This is a genomic window from Planomonospora sp. ID82291, from assembly GCF_015711645.1.
Taxonomy (GTDB): domain Bacteria; phylum Actinomycetota; class Actinomycetes; order Streptosporangiales; family Streptosporangiaceae; genus Planomonospora.
In genome coordinates, this window is record NZ_JABTEX010000002.1 from 57875 (window position 1) to 73442 (window position 15568).

Below are 15568 nucleotides of genomic sequence, written 5' to 3' on the forward strand. Positions count from 1 at the left end.
CATCCTGTTTCGGAGGTCGTGTCATGGACGTCGGGATCGTGGGGGCCGGCATCGTCGGCCTGGCGGTGGCCAGGGAGCTGGCGCTGACCCGCGGTGCGCGGGTGACCGTCCTGGACAAGGAGGACCGGGTCGGGGCCCACCAGACCGGGCACAACAGCGGGGTCGTGCACGCCGGCCTCTACTACCGGCCGGGATCGCTCAAGGCGGAGCTCTGCCGGGAGGGCATGGCCCTGCTGCGGGAGTACTGCGCCGAGCACGCCATCGCCTACGACGAGGTCGGCAAGCTCGTCATCGCCGCCACCGCCGCCGAGCGGCCCGCCCTGCGGGCGATCGCCGAGCGGGCCAGGGCGAACGGCGTGTCCGGCGTCGCCGAGCTGGACGCGCTGGCCCTGCGCGAGGTCGAGCCGCACGCCGTCGGGGTGGCCGCCGTGCACTCCCCGCGCACCGCGATCACCGACTTCCCCGCCGTCGCCCGCCGGCTGGCCCGCGACGTGGAGGAGGCCGGCGGCGCCGTACGGCTCGCGCACCCGGTCCGCGCGCTGCGCCAGACCGCGGACGGGGTGGAGGTGGTCGCCGCAGGGAGCAGGATGCGCTTCGACCGGCTGGTCGTCTGCGCCGGGCTCGGCACCGACGCGGTGGCCCGGATGGCCGGGTCGCCCGGTGAGGTGCGGATCGTCCCCTTCCGCGGGGAGTACCGCGCGCTCGCCGGACGGGCCAGGGACCTGGTCCGCGGCCTGGTCTACCCGGTGCCCGACCCCCGCTACCCGTTCCTCGGCGTGCACCTGACCCGCAGGATCGACGGGGAGGTGCTCGTCGGCCCCAACGCGGTCATGGCGCCGGCGCTGGAGGGCTACTCCTGGCGGGACGTCGACCTGGCCGACCTGCGCCGGGTCGCGGCCTGGCCGGGGACCCGGCGGCTCGCCGCGCGGCACTGGCGGACGGGGGTCGCGGAGGCGCTCGGCTCGCTGTCCGGGTCCGCCTTCCTGGCGGCGGCGCGCCGCTACGTCCCCGCGATCACCGCCGCCGACCTCGTCCCGGCCGGAGGCGGGGTCCGGGCGCAGGCCGTGGCCCGCGACGGGAGCATGCCGGACGACTTCGTGATCGACGTGCACGGCCTGGTCACCCTGGTGCGCAACGCCCCTTCGCCTGCGGCGACGTCCAGTCTGGCGATAGCCAGGCATCTTGTCGGGATAACCTCTGTTCTGACTTTTTAACGGCTTTCTCATACGGGCGGGTGAGGATGGTTCTCGTGAACGAATCCCCCGAGGCCCGTCTGCTGATCGTCGAGGACGAGCCCAACATCCTCGAACTGCTGGCGGCGAGCCTGCGGTTCGCCGGCTTCGGAGTGAACACCGCGGGCAACGGCGCCGACGCCGTCGCCGCCGTGCAGCGCCACCGCCCGGACCTGATCGTGCTCGACGTGATGCTCCCCGACATGGACGGCTTCGACGTGGTGCGGCGGCTGCGCGGCGGGGGGACCGACACGCCGGTGCTCTTCCTCACCGCCCGGGACGCCACCGAGGACAAGATCCGCGGGCTGACCGTGGGCGGGGACGACTACGTGACCAAGCCGTTCAGCCTGGAGGAGGTCGTGGCCCGCATCCGGGCCGTGCTGCGCCGTACCGGCGGGGGCGACGCGTTCGCCCGGCCGCCCCGGCTCACCTTCGCCGACGTCGAGCTCGACGAGGAGAGCCACGAGGTGTGGCGCGGGGGCCGGGCGGTGGCGCTCTCGCCGACGGAGTTCAAGCTGCTGCGCTACTTCATGGTGAACGCGGGCCGGGTGCTGTCCAAGGCCCAGATCCTCGACCACGTCTGGGACTACGACTTCCGCGGCGACGTCGGGATCGTCGAGTCCTACGTCTCCGTGCTCCGCCGCAAGATCGACAATGCGGATCCCCGGCTGATCCACACGCTGCGCGGGGTCGGCTACGTGCTCCGCTGCCCGCCGGGTGCGCCGGGTTCCTGATGTTCGCCCGCAGCCCTCTGCGCGTCCGGCTGATCGGCGTCATCCTGGTCCTGCTGGCGATCGCGCTGGTCCTGATCAGCGTCGGCAGCGTCTCGATCATGCGGGGCTACCTGATCGACCGGGTGGACAACCAGATCGCCCTGACCACCGCGACCGTCCTGCGCCGCCTGCACACCCCGGGGCCCTTCACCCTGACCGGCAGGGCGCTGCCGCCCGACATGAAGGTGGAGCTCCGCGGCGCGGAGGGCCGGGTCCTCGTCACGGTCAGCGGAGGGGACGCGGAGGGCCGTCCGATGCCGGCGGTGCCCCGCGATCCGGGTCCGGAACCGTTCAACGACGGTGAGTGGCGGATCCGGGTGACCCCGCTGGACACCGGAGAGAGCATCGTCGTGGCCGTCGGCCTGGACGAGGTCCGGCAGATCGTCGGCCAGCTCGCGCTGGTGGAGCTCCTCGGCGGCGGCGGGCTGATGCTGGCGCTGGCGCTGGTGGGCGTGGTGGTCATCCGGCGGAGCCTGCGCCCGCTGGAGGAGATCGAGCACACCGCCGAGGCCATCGCCGCCGGGGACCTGAGCCGCCGCGTCCCCGACGCGGACCCCCGCACCGAGGTCGGACGCCTCGGCCGGTCGCTGAACGGCATGCTCGCGCAGATCGAGGCGGCCTTCCGGGCCAGGTCCGAGTCCGAGGCCGCGGCCCGCGGCTCCGAGGAGCGCATGCGCCGGTTCGTCGCCGACGCCTCGCACGAGCTCCGCACGCCGCTGACGTCGATCCGGGGGTTCGCCGAGTTCTACCGGCAGGCGCCCGGGATCGACGCCGCGCCGCTGATGCGCCGGGTGGAGTCGGAGGCGGTCCGGATGGGCCTGCTCGTGGACGACCTGCTGCTGCTCGCCCGGATGGACCGGCAGCGGCCGATGTCCATGCGTCCGGTGGATCTGCTGGCCATCGCCGCCGACGCCGTCCACGACGCCCGGATCCTCGCCCCGGGGCGGGAGGTCTCGCTCTCCGTCGACGGCGCCGCGCTGATCGTCTCGGGCGACGAGGTACGGCTCCGCCAGGTCGTCGGCAACCTGATGAACAACGCGCTCGTCCACACCCCCGAGGGCACGCCGGTGCGGGTGCTGCTCCGCGCCGAGGACGGCGCGGCCGTCGTGGAGGTGGCGGACGAGGGGCCGGGCCTGACCGCGGAGCAGCGCGAGCGCGTCTTCGAGCGGTTCTACCGCGTCGACTCCGCCCGTGGCCGCCGCGCCCCGGAGGACGGCGGCAGCGGGCTGGGGCTGGCCATCGTCGCGGCGATGGTCGAGGCGCACGGCGGCACGGTGTCCGTCGACTCCGCGCCCGGCGAGGGGGCCGCCTTCAGCGTCCGGCTCCCTCTGGCGCCCGACCTCGGCTGAGACCGGTCGGGTCGGGCCTCCGGCCTTCTCCCGGCGCCGTGCCGACGGAGTCGGCACGGCGCCGGCCGGGCACGGGGGTCAGGGCGCGGCGGGGGCCGCGGTGGATGCGCCTCCCGGCCAGCCGCCGTCGGGGAAGCCACCGGAGGACGCGCCGCCGGGGAGCACGACCTGGTCGTTCTCGGCGAGGCCCTCGACGATCTCGATGTACCGGTCGCCGCGGACGCCCGTCCGCACGACCCGCTGCCTGCCGTCCTGGACCGTCACCACCGGCGACCCGTCGGAACCGGTCCGCACGGCCTGCGCCGGGACGTAGAGCGCCTCCTGCGCCTCGTCGACCGTCACCGTGATCGAGGCGCTCTGGCCGATCATGAGGTCCTCCGGGGGGTCGTCGAAGGCGACCGTGACGGCGTATCTCACGAGCCGGTCCGTGGTCGTCGCGGTCGGCGCGATGTGCGTGACCGTGCCGGCGTGCTTCTCGCCCGGCCGGGTCGCCAGGGTGATCACCGCACGCCCGCCGAGTTCGAGGCGGCCGATGTCCGACTCGGTGAACATCGCCGCCACCTGCAGTTCGTTCAGGTCTCCCAGGGTGACGAACGCGCCGGTGCCCGCGCTGTCACCGACGGCGCCGGAGACGGACAGGACGGTCCCGTCCTTCGGCGCGACGATCCGCACGCCCGCCAGCTCCTCCTCGGCGTCGGTCACCTCGGCCTCGGCGCGCTTCATCTCGGCCTCGGCGTGCTCCACGCCGAGCACGTCCCGCCCGCCGGCCGCGTCCGTTCCGATGCCGGCGGCGTCGCGTGTGCCGGTGCCGGTGCCGGTGCCGGTGCCGGTGCCGGTGCCGGTGTTTCCGGTGCCCCGGCCGCCGGGCCGCTCCGTGCAGGCGGGGGTGGCCCGCGGGGTCGCGGTCCTCCCTGTGCCGGGTTTCGCGCTCGGCGTCGCCGTGCCCGCGGACCTTCCGGTGGCGGTGGGCCGCGCGGCGGCGGAATCGCCCTGTCCTCCGCGTCCGCCCTGTTGTTCCCCGCGGCCGGAGGGGCCCGCGTCCGCCGCACCCGGCGGGGCCACCGTCACGGTCACAGTGGCGGTGGCGGTGGCTGTGGCGGTGGCGGTCACGGTGGCGGTGGCCGTCACGGTCACCGCCGGGGCCGCCGTGGCGGTCACGGTGGGGGGAACCGGAGGATCCGAGGGGACGGGGGTGGGAGTCGGGGTGATGGCGGGGGGCCGGGAGGGGGTCACAGAGAGGGACGGGGCAGGGTGGGGGACGTACGCGGCGGGTGCGACACCACCGGCGGGGAGGACCTCCGCAGGTGCCCGCCGTCCCGCGGACGGCGCCGGGGAACCGCCCTGAGCGGAGGCGGTGGGGCGGGCGGAGCCTCCGGCCGCGGTGGGGCGGGCGGAGACGGGGGCGGTGGGGCGGCCCGAGGCTCCGGGAGTGGTGGTGGGGCGGCCCGAAGGGGTCGGCCCGCTCGCGGGAGCGCAGGCCGTACCGGCGGAGTCCGAGCCGGACGGGGTTCCGGCGCCCGTCGCGCCTCCGGTCCCGCCGGTCCCGCCGGAGCCTCCCGTCCCGCCGGAACCGGTGGAGGCGCTCGCGCTCTCGGCCTCCTCCAGGGACTCCTGTGCGGCGGCGAGGCGCGCCCGGGCGGCGGTGAGGCGCTCGCGGGCGCGGGTGGAGTCGATCCTGGCGAGCACGTCGCCCTCATCGACCTTGCTCCCCGGCCTGACGTAGACCCTCGTGACCTTCCCCGAGGAGCCGAAGCCCAGTTCGCGGGTGTCACCGTCGACGGTGCTGCCCGCCGCGGACACCGCGGCGGTCACCGTTCCCCGCCGGGCGGCGGCGAGCTCGATGCCCGGAGCCTCGGCCGCGTCGTCACCGAGCACGTAGAACGCGCCGGTCCCCACCAGGACGAGGGCGGCCAGGGCCAGTCCTCCCGTCCGCAGGGTCTTCGGGAGATCGGTCGGTCTCATGGCGGACCATCCTGGTCCCTGTGATTCCCATCCCCCTCAGGGGGACCTGAGGATCACCTGAGCGTCCCGCCTCCCCGCGGCGCATGCAGCGAACACTCAGCTCGAGCCGGGTCATCCCCCAGCCTCATGCGTCAGGGTCTGGTGTCGTGAAGCTGTCGACCAAGCGCAGAGCGCTGATCGTGAACGGGACCCTGGGGGTCCTGTTGCTGGGCGGCGCGGGGATCGCCTACGGCTCTCTCGGCGCCCCGGCCTCGCCCGTCGACGCCGGGTCCGCGACCGGATCCGGGACCGCGGTGCGCACCGTGAAGGTGGGCCGGGCCACGGTGACCGCCTCCGTATCGGCGTCCGGGAGGCTGGAGAGCGGCCGGGCGAGATCGCTGGACTTCGGGTCGAGCGGCACGGTGGAGAAGATCTACGTCAAGGCGGGGGACGAGGTCGAGAAGGGCCGGGTCCTCGCGCGACTGGACGACACCGCCGCGCGGGAGGGCCTGGACGCCGCCGCCGCCGCGCTGGACGCCGCGGACGACGACACCTCGACGGCCGCCGGGTACGCCCGGTACGTCGAGGCGAGGAACACCTACCGGGAGGCGCGTCGCGTCGTGGCCGGGACGGTGATCAAAGCTCCGTTCGCCGGTACGGTCACCGCCGTCAACGGCACGGTCGGCGGCTCGCCGGGATCCGCTGCCTCGTCGGGTTCATCTGGTTCCGGCGGTTCTGGCGGTTCGGATGATTCGGGTGGTTCGGGCGGTTCGTCCGGAGGCTTCGTCGAGCTCGCCGACGTGGGGAGGCTCCAGATCGTCGGGACCTTCACGGAGTCGGACGTGGCCAGGCTGAAGGTCGGCCAGGCCGCGAGGATCACGTTCGACGCGCTGACCGGTGTCACGGCCGCGGGGAAGGTCACCCAGATCCAGCCCACCGCCTCCACCGGCGACAACGTGGTCACGTACCCGGTGACGGTCTCTCTCACGGAGGTGCCGGACGAGGTCAGGCTCGGTCAGACCGCGACGGTGAAGGTCGTCGTGGACGAGGTCGAGAACGCGCTCGCGGTCTCCTCGGCGGTGATCTCCGGCACGGGCGGGCGGAGCACCGTGACCGTCCTGCGCGACGGCGTGCAGTCCACCGTCCAGGTCAGGGTGGGGGTGAAGGGCGACCGGCTCACAGAGATCGTTTCCGGTCTTTCCGAGGGGGACCAGGTCGTCCGTCCGGCCGCCACGACCTCCACCTCCCAGGAGGACGGTGGGTTCCCCGGCTTCGGCGGCGGCGGCGGCCGGCGGGGCGGCGGGCCGATGGGCGGTGGCGGCCGATGACCGCCCCGGTGCTGGAGGTCCGGGACCTCGTCAAGGAGTACGGGGAGGGGGAGGCGCGGGTGCACGCCCTGCGGGGGGTGTCCCTCACCGTCGAGCGGGGCGACTACGTGGCCGTCATGGGCGCGTCCGGTTCCGGCAAGTCCACGCTCATGAACATCCTCGGCTGCCTCGACGTGCCCTCCTCCGGCCGGTACCTCATCGACGGCACGGACGTCGGGGCGCTGAGCGAGGGGCGGCTCGCGGTCCTGCGGAACCGCAAGATCGGGTTCGTGTTCCAGTCGTTCAACCTCATCCCGCGGATGAGCGCGCTGGCCAACGTGGAACTGCCCATGGCCTACGGCGGGGTCGGCGCGCCCGAGCGCCGGGCGCGGGCGCTGGCCGCGCTGGAGCAGGTCGGACTCGCCGACCGGGTCCGCCACGAGCCGAACGAGCTCTCCGGGGGCCAGCAGCAGCGGGTGGCCGTGGCCAGGGCGCTGGTCACCTCGCCCGCGCTGCTCCTCGCCGACGAGCCGACCGGCAACCTCGACACCGCCTCCACCGGGGACGTGCTGGACATCTTCGACCGGCTGAGCGCCTCGGGCAGGACCATAGTGATCATCACCCACGAGGACGACGTGGCCGCCCGCGCCAAGCGGGTCATCCGCCTGGTGGACGGCCGGATCGTCGAGGACCGCCGCCGGATCCCGGCCGGCGGACCGCCACCCCGGGCGGCCTCCGGAACGGGCGAGGACACGGCGGCAGGAACGGTGGCGGGTGCGGCGGCGGACGTGGAGGCGGCAGGGTGAGCCCGTTCGAGATCCTCCGCTTCGCGTTGCGCGGTCTGGCGGCCAACAAGCTCCGCAGCTTCCTGACGACGCTCGGCATCCTCATCGGGGTCGCGGCGGTGATCCTCCTGGTGGCCTTCGGGGAGGGCGCCTCACAGGGCGTCCAGCAGAGCATCCAGCGGCTCGGCGCCAACACGCTCACCATCTCGGCCTCGTTCGGCGGAGGCGGAGGTGGTGGCGGTGGCGCCAGGCAGCAGGGGGGACCCCGTACCCAGGCCAGGCAGCTGACGCTGGAGGACGCCAGGGCGCTGGCGGACCCGGCGGAGGCCCCGTCGGTCAAGAGCGTCTCCCCGGTCGTGGCCGCGGAAGCGGCCGTCGCCGTGCACGACGGCGCGAGCCATGCGCTCTCTCAGCTCATCGGGACCCATCCGAGCTACTTCGAGGCCGTCAACAAGCCCGTCGAGGCCGGAGCCTACTTCGTCAACGACGACGTGCTCGCCGCACGGAAGGTCATGGTGATCGGGCGGACCGTGGCCGAGGCGCTGTTCGGCGCGGTCGACCCGGTCGGCCGGCAGATCAGCGTCTCGGGGGTGCCGTTCACGGTGGTCGGGGTGCTGAAGGAGTCGGGCTCGTCCGGCATGCAGGACGCCGACGACATCGCGATCGCACCGCTGCCCGCCGTGCAGCAGAGCCTGACCGGATTCGGGCCGCTCGGTTCGATCATCGTGCAGGCGACCGGCGCGGACACCACGGAGACGGCCCAGGCCGAGGTCACGGCCCTGCTGAACCAGCGGCACGGGATCACCCCGACCGGGACGGCCGACTACCGCATCCTCAACCAGGCCGCCCTGCAGGAGACCGTCAGTTCGACGATCGGCACCTTCACCGCGCTGCTCGGCGCGGTCGCGGCGATCTCGCTCCTGGTCGGCGGCATCGGGATCACCAACATCATGCTGGTCACGGTCACCGAGCGGACCCGGGAGATCGGCATCAGGAAGGCCATCGGGGCGCCGCGGAGCGCGATCCTCGGCCAGTTCCTGGTGGAGTCGACGGTGCTGAGCCTGGTGGGCGGCCTGGCCGGCCTCCTGGTCGCGTTCGTCGGCACCCGGTTCACCGTCGCCGGGATCGATCCGGTGCTGGTGCCGTCGTCGATCGTGCTGGCGCTCGGCGTCTCGGTGGGCATCGGCCTGTTCTTCGGGAGCTACCCGGCCAACCGGGCGGCCAAGCTCCGCCCCATCCAGGCCCTGCGCCACGAGTAGCGCCCCGCTCCGGGCGGCGTCCGCGGATCGGCGTCCGCGGATCGGCGGGCGGGGTCTCCGCGGGCGGGGGGTTCGCGGGCGGGGTCTCCGCGGGCGCCGAACGGGATCTCAGCAAACGTTCAGCGGGCCCGGAGCGGCTCCCCAGGGAGGTGGGAAAGCCTCGTGGTCGTGCCGGACAGAGTTGAGGCCCGCCTGCTGGTGGTGGACGACGAGCCGAACATCAGGGAGCTGCTCTCCGCGAGCCTGCGCATGTCCGGCTTCGAGGTCGTGACCGCGGCGGACGGCGGGGAGGCGGTGCGGTTCGCCCAGCGGATCCGCCCCGACCTCGTGGTGCTCGACGTGATGCTGCCCGACATGGACGGCTTCGCGGTGGCCGGTCGGCTGCGGGAGCTGGGCGGCCGGACGCCCGTGCTCTTCCTCACCGCCCGGGACGGCGTCGCCGACAAGGTCGCGGGGCTGCGGCTGGCCGACGACTACGTGACCAAGCCGTTCAGCCTGGAGGAGGTCCTGGCACGGATCCGGGCCGTGCTCCGCCGTACCCGGGGGGACCTCGACCTGCCGAGCCGCCTCCGGGTCGCCGACCTGGAGCTGGACGAGGAGGCCCACCAGGTCTGGAAGGCGGGGGAACCCGTACGGCTCTCGCCGACGGAGTTCAAGCTGCTGCACCACCTCATGGTCAACACCGGCCGGGTGCTGTCGAAGGCGCAGATCCTGGACCACGTGTGGAACTACGACTTCGGCGGCGACGCCGGAGTCGTCGAGTCCTACGTCTCCTACCTGCGGCGGAAGGTCGACACGGCCGAGCCGCGGCTCATCCGCACCCTGCGCGGGGTGGGCTACGTGCTGCGCCCGCCGCCGGGTGATTGAACTTTCAGCCAGTTTTCAGCTCCGCCTGACCTGGTCCTGAGTTTGATGGGTTCCAATGGGCGGTGCGTGACCCCAGACCTCCCGGAACGGCGGCGGGTCCGGGATCGTCTCCAGCTGCGGGGGAGATGAGCCCGGTCGAGACCCGCCGGTCGGAGCCGGGGGACCGGCCTCATCGCTCGACCGGGTTCGCCCCCGTGACCCGGTCGAGCGGTGGGGCCATTCGCGTCTAGGGGGTCTTTCCTCGGGAATGACCCGTTCTATGAAGGAAAGCGACGGTCTGCTGGGAGCGCTGCGGGAACTCCGGCGCCACCTCGACCATGAGCTGTTCCCCCTGGCGGCCGGGGACGCGGCGGCCGACCGGCGGGCGCTGCGGGAGCTGACCGGCCAGCTCGACGACTACCTGATCCCGCGCCTGAGCGCGATCGACGCCCCGCTGCTGGCCGTCGTCGGCGGATCCACCGGGGCGGGCAAGTCCACCCTGGTGAACTCCCTGGTCGGCGCGGACGTCTCCGAACCCGGCGTGCTCCGCCCCACCACCCTGGCCCCCACGCTGGTGACCGCTCCCGCCGACCGGGACTGGTTCACCGGCCGCCACCTCCTGCCCGGTCTGCCCCGGGCGACCGGGAGGGGCCCCGGCGAGCCGGGCACGCTCCGGGTGGTCGTCGCCGAGGCGCTCCCGCCCGGCCTGGCCCTGCTCGACGCGCCCGACATCGACTCGGTCGTCACCGCCAACCGCGAGCTGGCCGCCCAGCTCCTGGCGGCGGCCGACCTGTGGCTGTTCACCACCACCGCCGCCCGCTACGCCGACGAGGTGCCCTGGGGGTTCCTGCGCGCGGCCCGGGAGCGGAGCACGGCGCTGGCGCTGATCCTCTCCCGCGTCCCGCCGGAGGCGGCGGGCGTGGTCGCGCACGACCTGGCGCGGCTGCTGGAGGCCAACGGGCTGGGCGGGACCCGGCTGTTCGAGGTGCCGGAGCTGCCGCTGCCCGAGGAGAACGCCCGGCTGCCGCGCGAGGCGGTGCGGCCGGTCGCCGAGTGGCTGGACGGCATCGCGGCCGACGCGGCGGCCCGCGCGGAGGTGGTGCGCCAGACCCTCTCCGGCGCGCTGGGGAGCCTCGCCGTCCGCGTCCCCGCGCTCGCCGAGGCGGTGGACCGCCAGCACGCGGCGGACGCCGAGCTGCGGGCGGCGACCGCCGCCGCCTACGCCGAGGGCATGGCCCGCTTCGAGGAGGGCATGCTGGACGGCACGCTGCTCCGGGGCGAGGTGCTGGCCCGCTGGCAGGACTTCATCGGCACCGGCGACCTGATGCGGTCCCTGGAGAGCCGGGTGGGGTGGCTGCGCGACCGCGTGGTCGCGCTGTTCACCGGCCGGCCCGCCCCGGAGAGCGAGCTGCGGGTCGCGCTGGAGAGCGGGGTGGAGGCCCTGATCCGGGCGTCGTCCGACAGCGCCGCCGAGCGCGCGCTGGAGTCGTGGGCCGCCAGGGAGGCGGGCCGCGCGCTGCTGGAGCAGGCGGGCGCCGTCGAGGCCGGGCGCCTGGGCCGCTCCTCGCCGGACCTGCGCCGCTCCGCGGAGGAGGCGGTCCGGGGCTGGCAGGGGTACGTGCTCGACCTGGTCCGGCAGGAGGGCGCGGAGCGGCGGACCACCGCCAGGATCGCCTCCTACGGGGTCAACGGGGCCGGGCTGCTGCTCATGATCGCGGTCTTCGCCTCCACCGGGGGCCTGACCGGGATCGAGGTCGGCATCGCCGGAGGCACCAGCGTGCTCAGCCAGAAGCTCCTGGAGGCCGTCTTCGGGGACCAGGCCGTCCGCACCCTGACGCTGCGGGCGCGCGAGGACCTGCGCGCCCGGGTCGAGGACATCCTCGCCCGGGAGGCCGTCCGCTTCACCGGCCTCCTCGACGCGGTCCGGCCGCCCGAGGGGAGCGCCCCGGCGTTGCGTGCGGCGGCGCAGGCCGTACGGGAGCACCGGCGGGAGATCCCCGTGGTCGGCATCGACGGGCGCGGCGCGGCGCAGGACTCCGCCGGGACCGGCTCCCGGGAGGGGCCTCGGTCCGGAGAGCGGGAGGGGCCTCGGTCCGGAGCCGCGGCGAGGCCGCAGGAGGATCCCCGGCGGGCCGTCGCGGGCAAGCGGGCGGGTGACCGGTGAAGCTGCTCAGACGCACGGGCCGCGGGAGCGGGCCCTCCCTGGACGACCGGCTGACGGCCCTGGCGGAGGCCGCCGGACTGGCCGACGGGCGGCTGGACGCCGGTGCGGTCGCGCGGGCGCGCGCGGTGGCCGACCGGGCGGGCGCGCGGCGGAGCCTGTCGGTGGACCACACCGCGGTCGCGCTGGCCGGGGCGACGGGCAGCGGCAAGTCGTCCCTGTTCAACCTGCTGTCCGGCACCACGCTGGCCAGGGTCGGGGTGACCCGGCCCACCACGTCCACCGCGCAGGCGGCGCTGTGGGACGGCGCCGGGGCCGGGCCGCTGCTCGACTGGCTGCAGATCCCCGGCCGCCACGAGGTGGACGGTACGGCGGAGCACCGTACGGCGGGCGCCGCACGTGACGGAACCGGGTACAGCGGGGAGAGCGGCTCGGTGGGCGGTGCGGGGAGCGACGCGTGGAACGGCGCTGCAGGCGGTGCTGCAGGCGGTGCTGCAGGCGGTGCAAGAGACGGTGCGAGAGACGGTGCGGGCGACGCCGGTCTGAGCGGGCTGGTCCTGCTCGACCTGCCCGATCACGACTCGATCGAGCGGGCGCACCGCCTGGAGGTGGACCGGCTCGCCGGGCTGGTCGACCTGCTGGTGTGGGTGCTCGACCCGCAGAAGTACGCCGACGCGGCCGTGCACGACCTCTACCTGGCTCCACTGGCCCGGCACCGGGACGTCACGGTGGTCGTCCTCAACCAGATCGACCGGCTCTCCCCCGTCGCGGCGGAGCGGTGCCTGGCGGACCTGCGGCGGCTGCTGGAGGCCGACGGGCTGGCCGGGGTGCCGGTGCTCGGCGTCTCGGCGCGGACCGGCGCGGGCGTCGGCGAGCTGCGCGCGCTGCTGGCCTCCCGGGTCACCGGCCGCCGCTCCTGGGCCGACCGCCTGGCCGCCGACGCGGAGAGCGCCGCCGACGCGCTGGCCCGCGCGTCGGACGGAGCCGCACCCGGGGCCGCACCGAATGGAGCCGCGCCCGGAGCCGGGTCGAAGGGCCCGTCCGGCACGGCGGTCGTGGCGTCCCCGGCAGCTACGGCGTCCACGGCGTCCACGACGTCCACGGTGTCCACGACGTCCACGGTGTCCCCGGCGGTCATGGCGTCCCCGGCGTCCCCGGCGGCGCTCACCGGGCCGCTGGCCGCCGCGCTCGCGCAGGCGGCCGGGGTGCCGGTCGTGGTCCAGGCGGTGGCGAAGGCGCACCGGCACCGTTCGGTCGCCGCCACCGGCTGGCCGGTGACCCGGTGGGCCCGCCGGCTCCGGCCCGACCCGCTGCGCCGCCTCCGCCTGGGCGGCGGCTCCCCGGGCCCGGACGCGGTCGGCGAGGCCGTCGGGCGCACCTCGATCCCCGCCGCCGGGGCGGTCCAGCGCTCCCGGCTGGACACCGCCCTGCGCGACACGGCCGCCGCCGCCTCGGCGGGGCTGCCCGAACCGTGGGCGGCGGCCGTACGGCGTGCGGCGCGGTCGCACGCGGACGAGCTGGAGGACGCGCTCGACCGGGCGGTGGCGACCACCTCGATCGGCGCGTCCCGCAGGCCGCTGTGGTGGCGGGTGGCCGGGGCGGCGCAGTGGCTGGTGCTCGCGGCGGCGGTGGCGGGCGCGCTCTGGCTGCTCGGCCTGTTCGCCATGGACTACCTGCACCTGCCCGAACCGCCCGTGCCGACCGCCGGTGAGCTGCCGTGGCCCACCCTGCTGCTGCTCGGCGGGCTGCTGCTCGGCGTCGTGCTCGCGCTGCTCTCCCGGGCCGTCGCCTGGCTCGGCGGGCGGCGCCGGGCCCGGAAGGCGGCCGGGGCGTTGCGCGCGAGCGTGGAGCGGGTCGGCCGCGAACTCGTCCTGGACCCCGTGCAGGACGAGCTGACCCGCCACCGCCGCTTCACCGAGGCGGTCGCCACGGCCCGGCGTGGAGCCTAGGAGCCCTCGGCGAGCCGCTCGAGATCGATGATCACGTACTTCCCCTTGAGCGGGTACGCCACCAGGCGGCCGTCGTTCACACCGGGACTCAGGGTGATCGCGATCGACTCGCCCCGGGCATTGGGGCGCAGTCCCAGGTCACCTGATCTGCCGGTGAGCCGGTCGTACAGGTACTGGCCGCCCAGCGGCCTGGGCAGGTGCACGGCGTAGAAGCGGTCGAGGGCCGGCTCCGCGGACACGCCCGAAGGGAGATCGAGCTCCTGCGAGCCGTCGCGCGACCGGTGGAACGACGTGCCGTCGCCCCGGTCGCCGGCGCACACCGTCACCCCGCATCGCACGTTCCGCTCACCCGGACGGACCGCCGCCCTGCTCGTCTCGCCGGTCTCGGCGTTGAGCAGTTCCTCGAAGCTCGGTTCCCCGTCCGGCGTGTACTCACTGGGCGTGCCGACCCAGGGCCAGCGCAGGATGTGGTGCCGGTCGGCCCCCGGCACCGGCTCGACGGTCCCGCCCCCGAGGGGGACCGTGAAGACGCCGCCCTCGAAGCGGGAGAAGGCCAGCCTGCCGCCGGTCACGGCGAGCCGGTCGCCGCGTCCCACGACCGGGCGGTCCGTGGTGACGGCCGTGGGTTCCCCGCCCCCGACCGGGACCGACCAGAACTTCGTGACCCGGGTCCCCTTGCTCTCGTCGCCGGCGCCCTCCTCGATCGTCTGCCAGACGATCCGTCCCTCGCCGACCGAGTATCCGGAGGCGAACACCCCCTTCGGGGTGCGGATGTCGGTGACCTTCCGGACGTCTCCGGTTTCCAGGTCGTAGGCGTAGAGCGCGTTCGCCTTCTCGAAGCTCTGCCACGTCTCCAGCAGGACCGTGCGGTCGTCGATGAACGCCCGAGGCTGGAACTTCCCCCCGCCGGGCAGCCTGGCCGGGATCTTCCAGACCGCCTGCGGCCAGACCTCCTCCACCGGTTCGGGGACGGCGGGCGGGGACGGCGTCCTGGAGGCGGTCCCGGCGGTCGATGCCGGGGACGGGCTCAGGACCGGCGGGGCGGTGTCGCCTCCGGCGCCCCGTACGGCCAGCCCGGTCCCGCCCGCGACCACGACGACGGCGGCGGCGGCGAACAGCGCGTGGGCGCGCGCCCTGCGCCGCCGGGAGCGGGCCGCGACCTGGGACGACAGCGCGCCCGGTGCCCGGGGCGCGCGCTCGGCGGCGCGGTGGAGGGCCGCGTGCAGGTTCTCTTCCAGTCCGTCGCTCATCGCGCGCTCCTGTCGGCGGTGGTCGGGTGCGGTACGGCGGAGCGGAGCCTGCCCAGGCCGAGCGAGGCGTGGCTGCGGACGGTCCCCCTGGACACGCCGAGCACCCGGGCGATCTCCGCGTCGGTCAGCTGTTCGTAGTAGCGCAGGACGAGCACGGCCCGCTGCTTGCGCGGCAGGTCCTCCAACGCCCGCCAGAGCCCCTGCTCGGTGTCGGAGGGCGGAGCGTCCAGGTGCGCGCCCTCCGGCAGGTCCCACACGAGCCGCTCACGCCGCCGCAGCCGCCAGACGCCGACGTGCAACCGGGCCATGGTCGTCCTGACGTAGCTCTCCGGGTCGCTCTTGCGGCGCACCCGGGACCAGGCCCGGTGCAGCCGGGTCAGCGCCTCCTGGGTGAGGTCGGCCGCGTCGTGCGGATCACCGCTGAGCACGTAGCCGTAACGCAGCAGCGCGTCGGCCCGCTCGGCGACGAAGTCCGCGAAGCGGGAGTCGTCGTCCAATGTCTCTGCCTTTCCGAGTCCGTCACATCCCAGACGAACTCGGCCGCCGAAGTGTTGAATCCCGACCTGTCCACGGCGGCCGAAGACGCTTCCGCGCCCGTCCCCGATCACTGGACCGGGAGCCGTCTCGTCGACGCAGGCGCGCAAGCTGAAGATCTTCGGATGGGGCGGATGTGTCTTCGGTCCCGCCGAACGCCGGTCCTCCGGCCGGGAGGAGCG

The 15568-nt window shown here is 74.9% G+C and carries 12 protein-coding genes; 9 read left to right on the forward strand and 3 right to left on the reverse strand.

Annotated features, from left to right (window positions below; translation table 11 throughout):
• Positions 1 to 23: 23 nt before the first annotated feature.
• Genes lhgO through HS045_RS11290 form a run of 3 tightly spaced genes read left to right on the forward strand, consistent with a single transcriptional unit; the run spans position 24 to position 3354 of the window.
• On the forward strand, positions 24 to 1214 hold the full coding sequence (lhgO, locus tag HS045_RS11280) for an L-2-hydroxyglutarate oxidase (protein ID WP_196451215.1): 1191 nt from the start codon (positions 24 to 26) through the stop codon (positions 1212 to 1214).
• A gap of 26 nt (positions 1215 to 1240) precedes the next feature.
• Positions 1241 to 1966: a response regulator transcription factor gene (locus HS045_RS11285; protein ID WP_196452727.1), complete on the forward strand. Its 726-nt coding sequence runs from the start codon at positions 1241 to 1243 to the stop codon at positions 1964 to 1966.
• Positions 1966 to 3354, forward strand: a complete 1389-nt coding sequence (locus HS045_RS11290; RefSeq protein ID WP_196451216.1) for a cell wall metabolism sensor histidine kinase WalK — start codon at positions 1966 to 1968, stop codon at positions 3352 to 3354. Before HS045_RS11285 ends, HS045_RS11290 begins: the two co-directional genes overlap by 1 nt.
• Positions 3355 to 3432: 78 nt before the next feature.
• Here HS045_RS11290 and HS045_RS11295 read toward each other — a convergent pair whose 3' ends face one another.
• Positions 3433 to 5316 (reverse strand): efflux RND transporter periplasmic adaptor subunit, encoded by a 1884-nt coding sequence (locus HS045_RS11295; RefSeq protein WP_196451217.1) that lies wholly within the window; start codon positions 5314 to 5316, stop codon positions 3433 to 3435.
• Positions 5317 to 5462: 146 nt separating this feature from the next.
• Between HS045_RS11295 and HS045_RS11300 the strand changes: the two genes are divergently transcribed.
• The 6 genes from HS045_RS11300 (at position 5463) to HS045_RS11325 (ending at position 13602) form a co-directional block, all read left to right on the forward strand.
• On the forward strand, positions 5463 to 6623 hold the full coding sequence (locus HS045_RS11300; RefSeq protein WP_196451218.1) for an efflux RND transporter periplasmic adaptor subunit: 1161 nt from the start codon (positions 5463 to 5465) through the stop codon (positions 6621 to 6623).
• Positions 6620 to 7408 carry an ABC transporter ATP-binding protein gene (locus HS045_RS11305; RefSeq protein WP_196451219.1) on the forward strand — a complete coding sequence of 263 codons (789 nt, stop codon included), beginning with the start codon at positions 6620 to 6622 and terminating at the stop codon, positions 7406 to 7408. Before HS045_RS11300 ends, HS045_RS11305 begins: the two co-directional genes overlap by 4 nt.
• Complete coding sequence (locus tag HS045_RS11310; protein ID WP_196451220.1) at positions 7405 to 8646, forward strand: ABC transporter permease; 1242 nt, start codon at positions 7405 to 7407, stop codon at positions 8644 to 8646. The genes HS045_RS11305 and HS045_RS11310 overlap by 4 nt, the downstream gene beginning before the upstream one ends.
• A gap of 162 nt (positions 8647 to 8808) precedes the next feature.
• A complete protein-coding gene (locus HS045_RS11315; protein ID WP_196451221.1) occupies positions 8809 to 9513 on the forward strand; it encodes a response regulator transcription factor in 705 nt (234 codons plus the stop codon).
• A gap of 259 nt (positions 9514 to 9772) precedes the next feature.
• Complete coding sequence (locus tag HS045_RS11320; protein WP_230883997.1) at positions 9773 to 11656, forward strand: ABC transporter; 1884 nt, start codon at positions 9773 to 9775, stop codon at positions 11654 to 11656.
• On the forward strand, positions 11653 to 13602 hold the full coding sequence (locus tag HS045_RS11325) for a GTPase (RefSeq protein WP_196451222.1): 1950 nt from the start codon (positions 11653 to 11655) through the stop codon (positions 13600 to 13602). Before HS045_RS11320 ends, HS045_RS11325 begins: the two co-directional genes overlap by 4 nt.
• Here HS045_RS11325 and HS045_RS11330 read toward each other — a convergent pair.
• Positions 13599 to 14852: a hypothetical protein gene (locus HS045_RS11330; protein ID WP_196451223.1), complete on the reverse strand. Its 1254-nt coding sequence runs from the start codon at positions 14850 to 14852 to the stop codon at positions 13599 to 13601. The two genes, HS045_RS11325 and HS045_RS11330, sit on opposite strands and share 4 nt — an antisense overlap.
• Complete coding sequence (locus tag HS045_RS11335) at positions 14849 to 15349, reverse strand: SigE family RNA polymerase sigma factor (RefSeq protein ID WP_196451224.1); 501 nt, start codon at positions 15347 to 15349, stop codon at positions 14849 to 14851. The genes HS045_RS11330 and HS045_RS11335 overlap by 4 nt, the downstream gene beginning before the upstream one ends.
• Positions 15350 to 15568 lie beyond the last annotated feature (219 nt).